The sequence below is a fragment of the Microbacterium sp. Root166 genome (genome assembly GCF_001427145.1).
Taxonomy (GTDB): Bacteria; Actinomycetota; Actinomycetes; order Actinomycetales; family Microbacteriaceae; genus Microbacterium.
The window spans coordinates 565,592-580,965 of the sequence record NZ_LMGL01000002.1; the positions used below are offsets into that span (position 1 = coordinate 565,592).

19 protein-coding genes and 2 tRNA genes are annotated in these 15,374 nt (G+C 70.3%); 14 read left to right on the plus strand and 7 right to left on the minus strand.

Going from position 1 to position 15,374, the window contains the following annotated elements; genetic code table 11:
- Window positions 1-5 precede the first annotated feature (5 nt).
- The 5 genes from ASD56_RS10465 to ASD56_RS10485 are packed head-to-tail and all read left to right on the plus strand — an operon-like array spanning window position 6 to window position 5,268.
- On the plus strand, window positions 6-1,259 hold the full coding sequence (locus ASD56_RS10465; protein WP_235565648.1) for a sensor histidine kinase: 1,254 nt from the start codon (window positions 6-8) through the stop codon (window positions 1,257-1,259).
- On the plus strand, window positions 1,252-1,926 hold the full coding sequence (locus tag ASD56_RS10470) for a response regulator (RefSeq protein WP_055965292.1): 675 nt from the start codon (window positions 1,252-1,254) through the stop codon (window positions 1,924-1,926). The genes ASD56_RS10465 and ASD56_RS10470 overlap by 8 nt, the downstream gene beginning before the upstream one ends.
- A 23-nt stretch (window positions 1,927-1,949) precedes the next feature.
- Entirely contained in the window at window positions 1,950-3,041 is a 1,092-nt protein-coding gene (locus ASD56_RS10475) for a mechanosensitive ion channel family protein (protein ID WP_055965296.1), read from the plus strand.
- Between the two features lie 5 nt (window positions 3,042-3,046).
- Window positions 3,047-3,553: a globin gene (locus ASD56_RS10480; RefSeq protein WP_055965890.1), complete on the plus strand. Its 507-nt coding sequence runs from the start codon at window positions 3,047-3,049 to the stop codon at window positions 3,551-3,553.
- Window positions 3,554-3,597: 44 nt separating this feature from the next.
- A complete protein-coding gene (locus ASD56_RS10485; RefSeq protein WP_055965299.1) occupies window positions 3,598-5,268 on the plus strand; it encodes an FAD-binding dehydrogenase in 1,671 nt (556 codons plus the stop codon).
- A gap of 17 nt (window positions 5,269-5,285) precedes the next feature.
- Here ASD56_RS10485 and ASD56_RS10490 read toward each other — a convergent pair whose 3' ends face one another.
- Window positions 5,286-5,963 carry a hypothetical protein gene (locus ASD56_RS10490; RefSeq protein WP_055965302.1) on the minus strand — a complete coding sequence of 226 codons (678 nt, stop codon included), beginning with the start codon at window positions 5,961-5,963 and terminating at the stop codon, window positions 5,286-5,288.
- Window positions 5,964-6,066: 103 nt separating this feature from the next.
- Between ASD56_RS10490 and ASD56_RS10495 the strand changes: the two genes are divergently transcribed.
- Complete coding sequence (locus ASD56_RS10495) at window positions 6,067-6,927, plus strand: acyl-CoA thioesterase (RefSeq protein WP_055965892.1); 861 nt, start codon at window positions 6,067-6,069, stop codon at window positions 6,925-6,927.
- A gap of 20 nt (window positions 6,928-6,947) precedes the next feature.
- On the opposite strand, the gene ASD56_RS10500 is transcribed toward ASD56_RS10495, so the two are convergent.
- The 4 genes from ASD56_RS10500 to ssb all read right to left on the minus strand — a co-directional run bounded on the left by ASD56_RS10500 (window position 6,948) and on the right by ssb (window position 10,338).
- Window positions 6,948-7,457, minus strand: coding sequence for an acyl-CoA thioesterase (locus ASD56_RS10500; protein WP_055965305.1), 510 nt, complete (start codon window positions 7,455-7,457; stop codon window positions 6,948-6,950).
- On the minus strand, window positions 7,450-9,129 hold the full coding sequence (ettA, locus tag ASD56_RS10505; RefSeq protein WP_055965308.1) for an energy-dependent translational throttle protein EttA: 1,680 nt from the start codon (window positions 9,127-9,129) through the stop codon (window positions 7,450-7,452). The genes ASD56_RS10500 and ettA overlap by 8 nt, the downstream gene beginning before the upstream one ends.
- An 84-nt stretch (window positions 9,130-9,213) precedes the next feature.
- The gene (locus ASD56_RS16385; protein WP_235565649.1) at window positions 9,214-9,747 is read right to left on the minus strand and encodes a DUF6993 domain-containing protein; all 534 of its coding nucleotides are present in this window, start codon (window positions 9,745-9,747) and stop codon (window positions 9,214-9,216) included.
- A 42-nt stretch (window positions 9,748-9,789) separates the two neighbouring features.
- Complete coding sequence (ssb, locus tag ASD56_RS10515; RefSeq protein ID WP_082541438.1) at window positions 9,790-10,338, minus strand: single-stranded DNA-binding protein; 549 nt, start codon at window positions 10,336-10,338, stop codon at window positions 9,790-9,792.
- A 214-nt stretch (window positions 10,339-10,552) separates the two neighbouring features.
- On the opposite strand from ssb, the gene ASD56_RS10520 reads away from it, so the two are divergent.
- Window positions 10,553-10,813 (plus strand): hypothetical protein, encoded by a 261-nt coding sequence (locus tag ASD56_RS10520; RefSeq protein WP_055965314.1) that lies wholly within the window; start codon window positions 10,553-10,555, stop codon window positions 10,811-10,813.
- Window positions 10,814-10,816: 3 nt separating this feature from the next.
- On the opposite strand, the gene yczR is transcribed toward ASD56_RS10520, so the two are convergent.
- The gene (gene yczR, locus ASD56_RS10525; protein ID WP_055965317.1) at window positions 10,817-12,244 is read right to left on the minus strand and encodes a MocR-like transcription factor YczR; all 1,428 of its coding nucleotides are present in this window, start codon (window positions 12,242-12,244) and stop codon (window positions 10,817-10,819) included.
- Window positions 12,245-12,306: 62 nt separating this feature from the next.
- Between yczR and yczE the strand changes: the two genes are divergently transcribed.
- Window positions 12,307-12,963: a membrane protein YczE gene (gene yczE, locus ASD56_RS10530; RefSeq protein ID WP_055965320.1), complete on the plus strand. Its 657-nt coding sequence runs from the start codon at window positions 12,307-12,309 to the stop codon at window positions 12,961-12,963.
- Window positions 12,964-12,982: 19 nt separating this feature from the next.
- Here the strand turns inward: yczE and ASD56_RS10535 are convergent, their stop codons facing one another.
- Window positions 12,983-13,195 carry a hypothetical protein gene (locus ASD56_RS10535; protein WP_055965323.1) on the minus strand — a complete coding sequence of 71 codons (213 nt, stop codon included), beginning with the start codon at window positions 13,193-13,195 and terminating at the stop codon, window positions 12,983-12,985.
- A 106-nt stretch (window positions 13,196-13,301) separates the two neighbouring features.
- Here ASD56_RS10535 and ASD56_RS10540 point away from each other — a divergent pair.
- The 6 genes from ASD56_RS10540 (at window position 13,302) to ASD56_RS10565 (ending at window position 15,368) form a co-directional block, all read left to right on the plus strand.
- Window positions 13,302-13,374, plus strand: a tRNA-Arg gene (locus tag ASD56_RS10540).
- Window positions 13,375-13,438: 64 nt separating this feature from the next.
- Complete coding sequence (orn, locus tag ASD56_RS10545; RefSeq protein WP_055965326.1) at window positions 13,439-14,065, plus strand: oligoribonuclease; 627 nt, start codon at window positions 13,439-13,441, stop codon at window positions 14,063-14,065.
- A 37-nt stretch (window positions 14,066-14,102) separates the two neighbouring features.
- Window positions 14,103-14,178: transfer RNA gene (locus ASD56_RS10550), tRNA-His, on the plus strand.
- A gap of 61 nt (window positions 14,179-14,239) precedes the next feature.
- Entirely contained in the window at window positions 14,240-14,590 is a 351-nt protein-coding gene (locus ASD56_RS10555) for a metallopeptidase family protein (RefSeq protein WP_055965897.1), read from the plus strand.
- Window positions 14,587-14,886, plus strand: a complete 300-nt coding sequence (clpS, locus tag ASD56_RS10560; protein WP_442922399.1) for an ATP-dependent Clp protease adapter ClpS — start codon at window positions 14,587-14,589, stop codon at window positions 14,884-14,886. The genes ASD56_RS10555 and clpS overlap by 4 nt, the downstream gene beginning before the upstream one ends.
- Window positions 14,883-15,368, plus strand: coding sequence for a DUF2017 family protein (locus ASD56_RS10565; protein WP_055965329.1), 486 nt, complete (start codon window positions 14,883-14,885; stop codon window positions 15,366-15,368). The genes clpS and ASD56_RS10565 overlap by 4 nt, the downstream gene beginning before the upstream one ends.
- Window positions 15,369-15,374 lie beyond the last annotated feature (6 nt).

Genomic DNA, 15,374 nt, shown 5'->3' on the forward strand with positions numbered 1-15,374 from the left:
GACCGGTGGCCGCAGCGCACGACGTCGTCCTCGGCCGGGGAGCATCCCCGGCCGAGGACGACCTGCGTCTGCCGAGGCCACCCGGCGTGTTCCGCCGGTTCTGGGCGCGGCATCCGCGCTGGGCGGATGCCCTGCTCGCGATCCTCTGCCTGCTGCTCACCCTGGCCGGCGTCGTGGCCGCGGCCTACGATCCACGCACCCCGGGACTGCTCGCGTCGGGCGCAGCACTGAGCCTGCTCACCTGCGTCGCCCTGCTGTGGCGACGCAGGTGGCCGATCGCGGTGTTCGCCATCACCCTCGTACCGGCACTGATCCTCGCTCCTGCACTGTCGGGAAGCGTCATGGGTCCCGCACCGGTCATCGCTCTCTACTCGGTCGCCGTCTATCGCTCCTCACGCGCAGCGATGTGGTCACTCGGCGCGGCCGCGGGCGCCCTGGCCCTCGTGACCTTCGTGTGGACGGTGGTCGGCGATGCATCCGCGAATGCCGTCGGCACGGTCATCGGCACCGGGCTCTTCCTGGCGATCGGCGCCCTCATCGGGGTCAACGTCGGCAACCGCAAGCGCTACGTCGCAGCGCTGATCGACCGCTCCCGGCAGCTCGCGGTCGAGCGTGACCAGCAGGCTCGCCTGGCCGCGGCGGACGAGCGCACGCGCATCGCGCGCGAGATGCACGACATCGTCTCGCACTCGCTCACCGTGATCGTCGCACTGGCCGAGGGTGCGAACGCCACGCCCGACCCGGACCGCTCCCGCGAGGCCAGCCGCGCGGTCGCGACGACCGCCCGCGAGGCTCTCGCAGAGATGCGCGTCATGCTCGGGGTGCTCCGGGACACCCCCTCCGAGGGTGACGCTGCTCCCACCGAGCCGCTCCTCGACACATCGCTGCACGACGTGATCGGCGCCGCCCGCGCCGCGGGATTCCCCGTCACGCTGTCGGTGAGCGGTGACACCGAGGTGTCCGCTCCCCACAGCCTCGCCGTCCTTCGGATCGTGCAGGAGGCCATCACGAACGCCATGCGCTACTCCCGCGACGCCACGTTCATCCGCGTCGTGACCGAGTACTCGGGCGCCGGCGTACGGATCGTCGTGGACAACGACGGCGCCCGGCCCGACGTCGAATCGGCGGGCGCCGGCTGGGGCCTCCGGGGGCTGCAGGAGCGCGCCGGCCACCTGGGCGGCACGTTGACCGCGGGCCTCGTGGCGCCGGGCCGGTGGCGTCTCACGGCGGAGCTGCCGACGGGAGCCGCCGATGCCTGAACGCATCAAGGTCCTGCTCGTGGACGATCAGCAGCTCATCCGGCTGGGATTCCGGCTCGTGCTGGAGGCGGAACCCGACCTGGAGGTCGTCGGCGAAGGAGCCGACGGAGCCGAGGCCGTGGACGCGGTGCGGCGACTTCGCCCCGACGTGGTGCTGATGGACGTCCGGATGCCGCGCATGGACGGCCTGGAAGCGACACGGCGCATCGTCGCCGAGCATCCGTCGGTGCGCATCGTCGTGCTCACGACGTTCGATCTCGACGAGTACGCCTTCACGGCGCTGCGCGCGGGCGCGAGCGGATTCCTGCTGAAGGACGCGCACCCCCACGAGCTGATCGGGGCGATCCGCGCGGCGCACGCCGGCGACGCGACCCTCTCGCCTCGTGTCACCCGGCGGATGCTCGAGATGTTCGGCACGCGCCTCCCGGAGGCGGCATCGCCTCCCACCGTCGTCGACGAGCTCACCGAGCGTGAGCGTGAGGTGTTCCTCGCCATCGCGCGCGGCCGCTCGAACAGCGAGATCGCCGACGATCTCTTCCTCAGCGAGTCGACGGTGAAGACCCATGTCGGCCGCGTGCTGGCCAAGCTCGGAGCGCGCGACAGGGTGCACGCGGTCATCCTCGCGCACCGCCTCGGGATGGTGCCGCCGGACTCAGCGTCCGCATGACCGGGCTCGTTAGGATCGAGGCGATGATCACCTACCCGCTCGACACGACGACCGCCCCGCCGCCGACCCTCTGGGAAGAGGTGCTGAGGGTGCTCACCCAGGTCGGCTGGAACGTCCTCTCGGTCGCGGGGATCATCATCGGCGCCTTCATCGTGGTGTGGATCCTCCGCATCGTGATCCGCCGGGTCGTGGCGCGCATCGTGAACGGCGCGAAGTCCAAGGCGAACGTCGTCGACACCCAGGCGCTCGACCGCTCTCCGCTCGCCTCTGTCCGCCTGGTGCAGCGCACGCGGACCCTGGGATCGATCCTGCAGAACATCGTCGGCGTCTCGGTGGTCGTCGTCGCCCTGATGCTGATCGTCTACGTCCTCGCGCCCAACGCGCTCGGCTCGCTCACGCTGCTGAGCGCGGCGATCGGCGCGGGCCTCGGCTTCGGCGCGCAGAACATCGTCAAGGATGTGCTCAACGGCATCTTCATCGTCGCCGAGGACCAGGTCGGCATCGGCGACGTCGTCGACCTCGGGCTGGCGTCGGGCATCGTCGAGTACGTGAGCGTCCGCGTGACGCACGTGCGCGACGTCAATGGCACCCTCTGGTACGTCCGCAACGGCGAGATCCTCCGCATCGGCAATCTCTCGCAGGGATGGTCGCGCGTCATCCTCGACGTGGCGGTCCCGGTCGACGCCGACATCGACGAGGTGGAGCAGGTCATGCTCGAGACAGCCAAGGGCCTCGCGAAGGACCCGAAGTGGCGCACCCGGATCCTCGAGCATCCCGAGGTCTGGGGACTCGAGTCGATCTCCGGTGACGCACTCGTCATCCGACTCGTGATGAAGACGCGCTCCAACGCGAAGGACGATGTCGCGCGGGAGCTGCGCGTTCGGCTCAAGCGTGCGACATCCGACGCCGGCATCGCGCTGCCCTCGCTCACCACCGTCATGCCCACCGGCATCGAAGGCGCCCAGCGCGGGCGTGGCGCCAACCCTCCCAAGACCAAGCCGACAGCCATCACGCCCGGATCCGAGGCCGCCTCGCGGCCGCTGTGGCGGCCGAAGCGCACCGGCAAGACGGTTCCGCCCGCCGGCTCCGGCGACGACTCGAAGGGCACCCTGTGAGCGGCGTGCCGCCCCTCAGCTTCTACGACGAGATCGGCGGCCACGACGCGTTCGTCCGTCTCGTCGACGCGTTCTACCGCGGCGTCGCCGACGACGAGGTGCTGCGACCGATGTACCCCGAGGAGGACCTCGGTCCCGCCAAGGAGCGCCTCACGCTCTTCCTCGAGCAGTACTGGGGCGGGCCGACGACGTACAGCGACGAGCGGGGCCACCCTCGGCTGCGCATGCGCCACGCGCCCTTCCACGTGAACCCCGACGCCCGCGACCGCTGGCTCGCGCACATGCGCACCGCGGTCGACGAGCTCGGCCTGTCGCCCCTGCACGAGGCGACGCTGTGGGACTACCTGCAGCGGGCCGCGCACGCCATGGTCAACACGTTCGAGCCGAGCGGCATCGGGCCGGCGGCCGGCGGCCGCGACGCCGCGACCGGTCCCGGCACAGCATCCGCGGGCACGCCCCGCTCGCATCTCCCCGTCACTGCGGAGCCCCCGCGCGGCGGCGACCTCCGCTGACCCAGCCCCACCCGACAGCAGCCACACCCGACACAGGAGTCGACATGCCCGCAGCCGCCGCCACCCACACCGCCGACGTCCTCGTGATCGGCTGGGGTCTCGCCGGGCTCGTCGCGGCGAGCGAAGCCGTCGCCGGCGGCAAGCGCGTGATCATCGTCGACCAGGAGCCGCGCTCGAACCTCGGCGGGCAGGCCTGGTGGTCCTTCGGTGGGCTGTTCTTCGTGGACTCGCCCGAACAGCGGCGCATGGGCATCAAGGACTCGCTCGAGCTCGCACGCCAGGACTGGTTCGGCACGGCCGGCTTCGACCGCGAGGAGGACGCCTGGCCGCGGCGCTGGGCGGAGGCGTACCTCCAGTTCGCCCACCACGAGAAGCGGGCGTGGCTCCGCGAGAAGGGCGTGGGCTTCTTCCCCGTCGTCGGATGGGCCGAGCGTGGCGGGTACACGGCCACCGGACCCGGCAACTCCGTTCCGCGGTTCCACATCACCTGGGGCACCGGACCGGGGATCGTCGCGCCGTTCCAGGCGGCCGTCGAGGCCGCCGAGGGCCAGGGGCGCGTCACGGTGCTGCCACGCCATCGTGTCACCGGCCTGACGATGTCCGGCGGCGCCGTCGTCGGCGCGGAGGGCGACATCCTCGCGCCGTCCGGTGCCGCGCGCGGCAGCGCCTCGTCCCGCGAGGTCGTCGGCTCCTTCGCCATCACCGCGGGAGCCACGATCGTCTCCTCCGGCGGAATCGGAGGCAACCACGAGCTGGTGCGCCGTTGGTGGCCGGAGCGACTGGGCACCGCCCCGAAGACGATGGTGACCGGCGTGCCGGCCTACGTCGACGGCTCCATGCAGATCGTGTCCGAGGCGGCCGGCGCCAATCTCATCAACGGCGACCGGATGTGGCACTACGTCGAGGGCATCCAGAACTGGGATCCGGTGTGGCCGGATCACGGCATCCGCATTCTTCCCGGTCCGTCCTCCGTCTGGCTCGACGCCACCGGTCACCGGCTGCCCGTGCCGCTGTTCCCCGGCTTCGACACGCTGGGCACGCTCGCGCACCTCCGTGCGACCGGGCACGACCACTCGTGGTTCGTGCTGTCCCAGCAGATCATCGAGAAGGAGTTCACGCTCTCCGGCAGCGAGCAGAACCCCGACCTGACCGGCAAGGACGTGCGGCTGCTCGCCAAGACCCGCCTCGGCAAGGGGGCCGGCGGGCCCGTCCAGGCGTTCATGGACAAGGGCGTGGACTTCGTCGTCCGAGACTCGCTGGACGACCTGATCGCCGGCATGAAGGCACTGCCTGGCGGCGACGTGCTCGACGGTGACCGGGTGCGCTTCGAGATCGAGGCGCGCGACCGCGAGATCGACAACGACTTCACGAAGGACGCCCAGATCGCGATGCTCCGCTCGGCGCGGGCGTACCGCGGCGACAAACTCATCCGCACCGCGAACCCGCATCGCATTCTCGACCCGAAGTCGGGGCCGCTGATCGCAGTGAAGCTGCACGTCCTCACGCGGAAGTCGCTCGGCGGCATCGAGACGGACCTGTCCAGCCGCGCACTCGGCGCGACCGGCGAGCCGATCCCCGGTCTGTACGCCGCGGGCGAGGCCAGCGGGTTCGGCGGCGGCGGCGTGCACGGATACCGCGCCCTCGAGGGGACCTTCGTGGGCGGATGTCTCTTTTCAGGGCGCGCGGCGGGCCGCGCGGCGGCGGCCCAGGTCTGAACCGGACCCGCGATCGCTCAGCGGTCGGCCGCGCCCGTCCGTCGCACCGCGGTCAGGCCCATCGCCACGGGGCCGCGTACGAGCACGTGGCCGCGCTGCAGGCTCAGCCGCGTCCAGGGTCCGCTCGCGAAGACCCGGGCCGTCTCGGCGCCGCTGATGAAGCCCATGGTCAATGCGGCGAAAGCGGCTCCGAGCGGCAGGCCGCCCAGCTCGTCGTCGAGCGCGCCCCAGACCGAGGAGCGGACCACGCGGACGACGTCTTCACCGGCATCCGTCGGCACAGCCTCGGCCACGCGCGCGATCCCGCCCTGCGCCTTCGCAGCGAGCAGAGCGACGTCGATGCCCTCGCGCGCGGTCCAGCCGCTGCGTGGCGGCGTGATCCCGGCCCAGGCCGGCGCGAGAGCCGTGTCGGGGAGCTGCAGAGCGGTGGGATCGTCGTCGACGGCGGCAAGAGCGGATGCCTCGACCACCAGATCGCACACCAGCTCGGGATCGGCGGCCAGCGTGCGGATCGCCAGCACGGTGGGCGTCGCGTCACCCATGCCGCGCGGTGCCAGCGGGGCGGCGGTCATGACGAGCACTCCCCCGGTGGCCTGCAGGCGGACGGCCTCGTCGGTCAGCCGGTGAGCCCTGCTCGCGAAGGTGAGGGCATCGGCGGCGGAGTCGGCATCGGCGAGGATCAGGCGGGGAGGCATCGCCCCTAAGCTACCAAGCGGAACGACGGGCGGCTCCCGGCCCCCGGAGAGGAGACCCGTGGAACACGCCGAGTGGGAGCCCGACCCGGATCCGGTCGCCTCGATGCTTTCGGTGCTCGACCTTGCGGGGTCCGACGCCCGGACCAACGAGGACATCTTCACGGGCACCTCGCAGTCCATGCCCCTGGGCCGCATCTACGGCGGGCAGGTCCTCGCGCAGTCGATCGTCGCGGCATGCCGGACTCTTCCCGACGGGCGGAACGTGCACTCGATGCACGGGTACTTCCTGCGCCCGGGCGACTCAGCCAAGGGGCTGACGTTCTCGGTCGACCGCATCCACGACGGACGCTCGTTCTCGACCCGCCGCACGCAGGCCTTCCAGGACGGCGTGCCGATCTTCTCGATGATCGCCTCGTTCCAGGATGAGGACCCGGGCATCGAGCACCAGACCCCCATGCCGACGGGGGTGCCCGGCCCCGACGAGCTGCCCGACGTCGAGTCTCATCTGCAGGGCCTGCACCCGATGTCCAAGCGACTCTTCACCGATCGGCCCGTCGATCTGCGTCACGTCCCGTCGCCCATCTACCTGACCGTCGAGGGCGAGCGGATGCCGAGCCAGGCGGTCTGGATGAAGGTCAGGCGGCCGATCCCGGACTCCCCCGACATCCACCGCGCGGCACTCGCCTACCTCAGCGACCTCACGATCCAGGAGTCGATCCTGCGCGCGCACGGCGTCCCCTGGGCGACTCGCGGCCTGAAGGTCGCGAGCCTCGATCACGCGATGTGGTGGCATCGCTTCGGCCGCGTGGACGAGTGGATGCTGTACGTACAGGAGTCGCCGAGCGCGCGGGGCGGCAGGGGCCTGGCAACCGGCCGGGTCTACTCGCACGACGGCGTGCTCATGGCGAGCGTCGCGCAGGAGATCATGGTGCGGGTGCCCGAGGGCGCGGGCGACGGGGCCTGAACCCGGGTTTCAGCGCTCGGTCAGCGCCGGTGCGCGTAGTCGATCGTGTCGCCGACGTAGGGCGCCCACGCGGCGCGCTCCTCGGCGGACAACCGCAGCGGACGCCCGGTCGCGGCATCCACCTTCACGACCACGGTCGTCGCGCGGGCGTACACCGTCTGAGCACCGCCTGCCGCCGTCTCGATGGGGCTGCAGACTTCGTAGCACACCTCGATGCTCGAGCCGCCGAGTTTGCCGAACCACATCTGCACGTCCAGCGGATCGCGCTGGTACGGCACCGGCGCGAGATACTCGATCTCCTGCCGGGCGATGAGGGTGAGCACGCCGCTGTGGATGCTCGATTCGAGCACGGCGGTGTCCGGCGCGGTCTCCCCCGCGCCGGGCAGCCAGAATGCGCGCACGCGCGCCTCTTCGAGCAGCTTCAGCATCGAGGTGTTGTTGACGTGGTTGAACGCGTCGAGGTCTCCCCACCGCAGATGGATGGGGAGGTGGAGGCGCCCGCCGCCGGCGACCGGCCGGTCGTCAGTCACGCGTGAGCTTGCGGTACGCCGAGCGGTGCGGCTTGGCGGCGTCAGGACCGAGGCGCTCGATCTTGTTCTGCTCGTACGCCTCGAAGTTGCCCTCGTACCAGTACCACTGGTCGGGGTTCTCGTCGGTGCCCTCGTACGCGAGGATGTGCGTCGCGATGCGGTCGAGGAACCACCGGTCGTGGGTGATCACGACGGCGCAGCCGGGGAACTCCAGCAGGGCGTTCTCGAGCGACTGGAGCGTCTCGACGTCCAGGTCGTTCGTCGGCTCGTCGAGGAGCAGCAGGTTGCCGCCCTCCTTGAGCGTCAGAGCGAGGTTCAGGCGGTTGCGCTCACCACCGGAGAGCACACCGGCCTTCTTCTGCTGGTCGGGGCCCTTGAAGCCGAACTTCGAGACGTAGGCGCGCGAGGGGATCTCGACCTTGCCGACGGTGATGATGTCGAGCCCGTCGGACACGACCTCCCACAGCGTCTTGTTCGGGTCGATATTGGCTCGAGACTGGTCGACGTAGCTGATCTTGACCGTCTCACCGACCTTGAGCACGCCGCCGTCGAGCGGCTCCAGGCCGACGATGGTCTTGAACAGCGTCGTCTTTCCCACGCCGTTCGGGCCGATGACGCCGACGATCCCGTTGGGGGGCAGGCTGAAGGACAGGCCGTCGATGAGCGAGCGCCCGTCGAAGCCCTTCTGGAGCTTCTTGGCCTCGATGACGACGCCGCCCAGCCGCGGGCCCGGCGGGATCGAGATCTCGTCGAAGTCCAGCTTCCTCGTGCGGTCCGCTTCGGCGGCCATCTCCTCGTAGCGTGCGAGTCGCGCCTTGGACTTGACCTGGCGGCCCTTGGCGTTGGAGCGGACCCACTCGAGCTCGTCGGCGAGGCGCTTGGCGAGCTTGGCGTCCTTCTTGCCCTGGACGGCCAGACGCTCGGCCTTCTTCTCGAGGTAGGTCGAGTAGTTGCCCTCGTAGCCGATCAGACGTCCGCGGTCGACCTCGGCGATCCACTCGGCGACGTTGTCGAGGAAGTACCGGTCGTGGGTGATCGCGATCACAGCGCCGGTGTACTTCTGGAGGTGCTGCTCGAGCCAGAGCACGCTCTCGGCGTCGAGGTGGTTCGTCGGCTCGTCGAGCAGCAGCAGGTCCGGCTTCTGCAGCAGGAGCTTCGCGAGCGCGACGCGTCGGCGCTCACCGCCCGAGAGGTTGGTGACATCGGCATCGCCCGGGGGCGTGCGCAGGGCGTCCATGGCCTGCTCGAGCTGCGAGTCGAGGTCCCACGCATCCGCGGCGTCGATCTCCTCCTGGAGCGTCCCCATCTCGGCGAGCAGCGCGTCGAAATCGGCGTCGGGATCGGCCATGAGGCCGGAGATCTCGTTGAAGCGATCGAGCTTCGGCTTGATCGCGACGCCGTCCTGGATGTTCTCCAGCACCGTCTTGGTCTCGTCGAGCTCGGGCTCCTGCATGAGGATGCCGACGGTGAACCCGGGGCTGAGCTTCGCCTCGCCGTTGGACGGCGTGTCGAGTCCCGCCATGATCTTGAGGATCGTCGACTTGCCGGCGCCGTTGGGGCCGACCATGCCGATCTTCGCGCCAGGCAGGAACGCCATGGTCACGTCGTCGAGGATCAGCTTCTCGCCCACTGCCTTGCGGGCACGGACCATCGAGTAGATGTATTCAGCCATGTTTCGAACGTTCTCCTAGCGCTACCGACGTCAACGTCCCAGCCTACCGGGCGCGCGGCATCCCGTTCCGCGGCGCGAAGCGCGTCACCAGTCGATCGGGCGCGTCTGCCCGATGAGGCAAGAGCCCTCGGTGAGAACCGGGACGACCACGGTGACGGGTTCGCCGGTCGCCGGCCCCACCTGCCCGATCAGGCACTCCTCGCCCCACCGCACGGAGAACTGGATGCTCTCCGCGGGGTTGCCGACGGTCGAGGTGTCGTTCGTCACCTGCATCGCCGTCTTGTCGAACCCGGCTGCGGCCAGCGCGTCGACATAGGCACGGCCGGCCGCGCGGTCCGCCGAGGCCCACACCGCCGCGGTGACGGCGGCGAACACGGGCAGATTGTCGGCCGCGGTGCCGTCTGCGACGAGCGCGGCCGGAGGAGCATCGGGCGCCGGCGTGGCGCCGGGCGTGGGGGTCACCGTCGTGCCGTCGGACGTCGGGGTGGGCCCGGGCGTGGCTTCCGGGTCGGCCGGTGTGCACCCTGTGGCCGTGAGCATCGTGGCCACGGCAAGCGTTGCGACAGCGACGGGAAGGAAGCGCCGGAGCCGCGCGGATCGCTCGGGGTGTCGTGCCACGGGGAGAGTCTAGGGCGTCCACCCCGAGCGTCCGCCGGGAGCTCAGTACGGCGTTTCGGCCGCGGCGAGCTCGAACTCGCGGGCTTCTGCGCCGGCGACCGGCCAGTCCCCCGATGAGCCGTCGGCCACGCCCGGCGCAGCCCACTCGTCGTCGCCGGGCTCACCGACGTCGCCCCGGGCCGGCTCCTCCGCAGACGCCTGTGAGCCCGACGCGTCGTTCCGATCGGATGACGGGCGGGCGGCCTTGGTGAAGGTCGACGTGCCCCACAGCAGGTCGTGGCCGATCGCTTCGGCGTCGATCTCGACGTCGGTTCCGCGCTTCGTGCCGTTGTCCCAGTCGCGCACACGCAGACGGCCGGACAGGACGACGCGGTCTCCCTTGCTGAGCGACTGGAACGCGTGATCGGCCAGGCTCCGATAGGCCGAGACGGTGTAGAAGTTGGTGCCGCTGTCGATCCAGGCTCCCGTTGCGCGGTCGTACCGGCGCTGCCCGCTCGCGAGCCGGAACGTGGTGATCGCGACACCGGCCGGTGTGCGCTTGTGTTCGGGCGGCGTCGCCACGTTCCCGGTGATGGAGATGGTGTCGTTCATGTCGGAGTCCTCTCTCGGACCGAGGTCCATCCCCGGTCCCGCCGGCGCCCGAGTGCCCGTCGAGCGCCGGCGGTCGCACCAGGTTGCCTTTCCTGCGTCTGCGATGCCGGGCGTGCCGATATCTCTGGGGACGGTGCGGCGCCGGCCGCCGCTGTGGAGGAACCGACTCGATGTCGGAGGTCGCACATATGTTCGAACGCGGAAGGAGCAGTCCATGCCTCACACCGACCAGCAGCAGTCCGACATCCCCACCCCGACCCCGGCCAGGCCCGTCCGGCTCGCCGGGGCCGCGCCGTCCCTGTGGCGTGTGATCGACGCCAGCGGACGGGTCATCGGCCACGTGCAGGCGCGGGCCCAGGCGGACGGCGTGCGCTTCCGCGCGCGGCGGTTCCGCGTAGCCACCCGCGCGTTCATGGATCTCGGCGAGTTCTGGTCGGTCGACGACGCGATCGACTGCCTGCGATTCGTCCGGTGATGCTCAGATCACGGACTCGAACTGCTCGATGATCGACACGGGCGCCCCCGCCCGTACCGAGCGCCACGACTCCGCCAGCAGCGACACCGCACGGACCAGGTCCTCCGGTGGGGCGGTGAACGGCACGCGGATGTGCCGGTCGTGCCCGCCGTCCACAGAGAAGCGCGGGCCGGCCGAGAGCAGAACGCCGCGGGCGCGCACATCCATCACGAGGGCAGAGCTCAGTGCGGCGTCGAGCTCCACCCACAGCGAGACTCCGCCGTGCACGCGCGGGACCCGCCACTCCGGCAGCGATTCGGCCAGGGCCCCGACGAGGGCGTCGCGCCCCGAGCGGAGCAGCTCCGACCGCTGCCCAGCGATGCGGGGAAAGTTCTCGAGGAGTGCAGCGGCGACGGCCTGCTCGAACTCGGGCGTGCCGAGGTCGTGTGCGGGTCGGGCGGCGACCAGGCGCCGGATGACGTCGGCGTCGGCGCGGATCCAGCCGACCCTCAATCCTCCCCAGACGGTCTTGCCCAGTGACCCGATGCGCACGACCGTCCCCGGATCGCCTTCGGCGAAGCCGGCGGGCACGGGATGCGGCCGGTCGATGTCGAGTTCGGCCGTGGTCTCGTCGAGCACGAGCACGGAGCCTGCTCGCTCGCCCGCCCGCAGGAACGTCCCGCGTTCGCGCGCCGTCATCGTGCGGCCGGTCGGATTCTGGAAGTCCGGCATCAGGTAGGCCATCGCCGGCAGCGTGCGGTCGAACGCCTGCTCGGCGCGGTCGAGATCCCAGCCGTCGTCCGTGTTCACCGGCACGCCGATGAGGCGAGCCCCCGCACGTCGCAGCGCGTCGACCGCGTGCGGATACGTGGGCGTCTCCACGAGGACGCGATCACCGCGTCCGAGCAGCACCGAGGCGAGAAGGTGGATGGCGCTCTGCGCGCCGGTCGTGACGAGCACCTCTCCGGCGGTCGTGGGCACGCCTCGCGATTCGTAGTGACGGGCGATCGCCTCGCGCAGCTGACGTCGCCCGAGAACGTCATATCCGGCGCGTGCGACGAGCGCTGCAGCGCCCGCCGCGACCTCGCTCATGACGCCGGCAAGACCCGGCCACGCCGGCGGGCTCGCCTGCTGGAGGTCGATCGTCCCCTCTGCGGCCGCGGCACGACCCGGGTCGTGGCGTGCGAGGGCGAGGGTCACGCTGCCCGACCCCCGCAGGCTCGCGATGTGCCCGCTCTCTCGCAGGCTTCGGTAGGCCGCGGCAACGGTGCTGCGGCTCAGCTGCAGCGAGGCCGCCAGTTCGCGCTCGGCCGGCAGGGTGGTGCGCGGCGCGAGCCGATTGTCCAGGCAGAGCAGGCGGATGCCGTCGGCCAGCGCCTCGTAGGCGGGTTCGCGCGTGCGCCACCCGCCGAGGGAGGAGGCAAGCGCGCGTGCTGAGATCCGGGAGTCCACGGTGCCACCGTATCGCGATTGGACTGGCGCATCGATGCCAATTTTGAGATTGGATAGAGCCCATGACTCGTCGCGTGATCCAACTGCTGGTCGGACTGTTCCTCTACGGTTTCGGCTGCGCGATGACGATCGAGGCCGGACTCGGCGTCGACCCCTGGACGGTCCTGGCCGAGGGCATCTCCCTTCGCACCGGAATCGGGATCGGCTGGGTCACGAACATCCTCGGCTTCTTCGTCCTGCTGCTGTGGATCCCGCTGCGCCAGAAGCCCGGCGTCGGCACCATCGCGAACATCGCCCTCGTGGGCACCAGCATGCAGTTCGCCCTCTGGGTCCTGCCGACCGCCGTGGGGCCGGTCGCGCAGTTCGCCGAGCTCCTGGGCGGGATCGTCGTCGTGGCGATCGCATCCGGCCTCTACATCGGAGCGCACTTCGGGCCCGGACCGCGCGATGGGCTCATGACGGGCATGCACGCCCGCCTGGGCTGGCCGATCTGGACGTGCCGCGCGCTCGTCGAGCTCTCGGTCCTCGGCATCGGCTGGCTTCTCGGGGGCACGGTCGGCATCGGGACGGTGCTGTTCGCGTTCCTCATCGGCCCGCTGGTGCACGTGGCGCTGCCGTTGCTCGACACACGCCGCCCCCGCACCGCCGCAGTCGCGCCGGATCAGCCGGCCGGTCACGACCGGAAGGAGCCGGCGCCGGGCGACGCCGCCCGGCGCTGACCCGGACCGCAGCCTGGCGTCAGTGCTCGCGGAACTGCGGCCAATCGCTGCCGGGGGTCATCCGCGAATGCAGTGCGCTCTTGGCCACTTCCATCGTCGGATACGTTCCGGCCGTGGTGTCGGCACCGGCCATCGTGACCGTGTAGCCGTCCTCGTCCTTGCGTATGCTCCCGACGACCCCCGAGGGCCCGTAGGCCACCCACAGGGTGTGATGCGTCTCCGTGGTGCTCATGGAAGAACTCCTTTCGATGCGTCTCGGGCCGACGCTACGCCGTGACGGTGCGATGCGCCACCGTTCGACCTGGCGTGGCGGGAACCGATACTCTGGCATCACCTTTCCCTCCGTAGCTCAGGGGACAGAGCGAGCGGTTTCTACCCGCAAGGTCGGGGGTTCGAATCCTCCCGGAGGGGCTGTTCGTGCTCGCCTTCACGGCGCTGGGCGCTGGGCGTCGGGGCCTGTCAATAGGATGGAGCCATGGTGGGGGCTATGGAGAACGACCGGCTTGTCTGGATCGACTGCGAGATGACGGGGCTCGACCTCGCCGTCGACGAACTCGTCGAGATCGCCATCGTCGTGACCGATTTCGATCTGAGACCGCTTCACCCGGGCTTCCAGGTGGTCATCAAGCCGGACGCCTCGGCGCTGGCGAACATGAGCGAGTTCGTCACCAAGATGCACGAGAAGTCGGGTCTGATCGATGAGATCCCCCACGGCGTGAGCCTGGCGGATGCCGAGTTCCAGTCGCTCGAGTACATCCAGCGTTTCGTCCCCCTCGAGGGCAAGGCCCCACTGGCGGGGAACACCATCGGCACCGACCGTATGTTCCTGGCCAAGTACATGCCGCGGGTGGACCACTGGCTCCACTACCGCAACGTCGACGTGTCGAGCATCAAGGAGCTCTCCCGGCGCTGGTACCCGCGTGCCTACATCCATGCGCCCGCGAAGGACGGCGGCCACCGGGCGCTGGCCGACATCCTCGAATCGATCCGCGAACTGGCCTACTACCGCCAGGCCGTCTTCGTACCCGAGCCGGGTCCGACCAGTGACGGAGCACGCGCGGCGGCGGCCTCGGCGGTGTCGCAGTTCGCCCCAGAGATGTGAGAGAATCTTCTGGTTGCCCGCTCAGGCGGGAGACATGGTGGGTATAGCTCAGTTGGTAGAGCGCGGCCTTGTGGTGGCCGATGTCGCGGGTTCGAGCCCCGTTACTCACCCCAAGCACAGCGCCCCGCATTCGCGGGGACGCGGGCATCGCACGCAGGCGTCGATCGAGGCATCATGATGGAGATGGATGCCGAGACGTTCGAGCAGCTCGTCATCGACGAGCTCGATCTCCTCCCCGACGACATGGTCGACGGGCTCGACAACATCGTGTTCGTCGTCGAGGACCGGCCCGAGGACGGCAGCCTTGACCTGCTCGGCCTCTACGACGGCTGGGCTCTGACCGAACGGGATCGCTACGGGGTCGGAGAGCTTCCCGACCGCATCATCGTCTACCGCGAGTCGCACCTGGCGGTATGCGAGAGCCTCGACGAGCTCAGGGACGAGCTCCACACGACGCTCGTCCACGAGATCGCACACTTCTACGGCATCGACGACGACCGCCTCCACGAGCTGGGGTGGGCATGATGGTGGTCGCCCTGCCCGATCTGGACCAAGACGTCGAGCTCCGCGAGGGAGCCGATCCGGACCTTCCCTGGCAGACGGTGGTGTGGGACGACCCGGTCAACCTCATGAGCTACGTCACCCACGTCTTCCGCGAGTACTTCGGATTTCCGCGGGAGCGCGCGGAGGCGCTGATGCTGGCCGTCCACCACGAGGGCCACGCCGTCGTCGCGGAGGGCGCCCGGGAGCAGATGGAGCTCCACACCCGCGCGATGCACGACTACGGGCTCTGGGCGACGGTGCGACGGGCGCCGACATGAACCGCGAGGTCGTCCTCGAGATCACGCGCCTCGAGGCTGCGCATCTCGCGGGGCTCGCCGGGCAGTTCGCCGAGCTCGTCGACGATGCCGCGTCCGGCGATGACCCGGCGATCGACCGTCTCGTGCCCGCCGCGTACGAGGACTCCGACGCCGCGCAGGAGTTCCGCGACCTGACCGAGCGCGAGCTCCTCGGACGCCGTGCCGACGACGCGGCCCTCGTCCTCGCCTCGCTCGAACCCGCCGCACGGCTCCCCGACGATCCGGAGGAGTCGTTGCTCCTCGAAAAGGTCGAGCTGCGCCTGGACGCGGACGTCGCTCAGGCGTGGCTGCGCACGCTCGCGGCAGTCCGCCTGGTCCTCGCCACACGCCTCGGGATCACCGAGACCGACGACCACGATCCCGCGGACGCCCGTTTCGGGATCTACGACTGGCTGGGCTACCGGCTCGACGGACTGGTCTCGGCACTCGACACCGACGACTGAGGCGCG

Coding starts and splice junctions, on each gene's coding strand:
- ASD56_RS10470 (WP_055965292.1), top strand. CDS start 1,252: ATGCCTGAACGCATCAAGGTCCTGCTCGTGGACGATCAGCAGCTCATC.
- ASD56_RS10475 (WP_055965296.1), top strand. CDS start 1,950: ATGATCACCTACCCGCTCGACACGACGACCGCCCCGCCGCCGACCCTC.
- ASD56_RS10485 (WP_055965299.1), top strand. CDS start 3,598: ATGCCCGCAGCCGCCGCCACCCACACCGCCGACGTCCTCGTGATCGGC.
- ASD56_RS10490 (WP_055965302.1), bottom strand. CDS start 5,963: ATGCCTCCCCGCCTGATCCTCGCCGATGCCGACTCCGCCGCCGATGCC.
- ASD56_RS10495 (WP_055965892.1), top strand. CDS start 6,067: ATGCTTTCGGTGCTCGACCTTGCGGGGTCCGACGCCCGGACCAACGAG.
- ettA (WP_055965308.1), bottom strand. CDS start 9,129: ATGGCTGAATACATCTACTCGATGGTCCGTGCCCGCAAGGCAGTGGGC.
- ssb (WP_082541438.1), bottom strand. CDS start 10,338: ATGAACGACACCATCTCCATCACCGGGAACGTGGCGACGCCGCCCGAA.
- ASD56_RS10520 (WP_055965314.1), top strand. CDS start 10,553: ATGCCTCACACCGACCAGCAGCAGTCCGACATCCCCACCCCGACCCCG.
- yczE (WP_055965320.1), top strand. CDS start 12,307: ATGACTCGTCGCGTGATCCAACTGCTGGTCGGACTGTTCCTCTACGGT.
- ASD56_RS10535 (WP_055965323.1), bottom strand. CDS start 13,195: ATGAGCACCACGGAGACGCATCACACCCTGTGGGTGGCCTACGGGCCC.
- orn (WP_055965326.1), top strand. CDS start 13,439: ATGGTGGGGGCTATGGAGAACGACCGGCTTGTCTGGATCGACTGCGAG.
- ASD56_RS10555 (WP_055965897.1), top strand. CDS start 14,240: ATGATGGAGATGGATGCCGAGACGTTCGAGCAGCTCGTCATCGACGAG.
- clpS (WP_442922399.1), top strand. CDS start 14,587: ATGATGGTGGTCGCCCTGCCCGATCTGGACCAAGACGTCGAGCTCCGC.
- ASD56_RS10565 (WP_055965329.1), top strand. CDS start 14,883: ATGAACCGCGAGGTCGTCCTCGAGATCACGCGCCTCGAGGCTGCGCAT.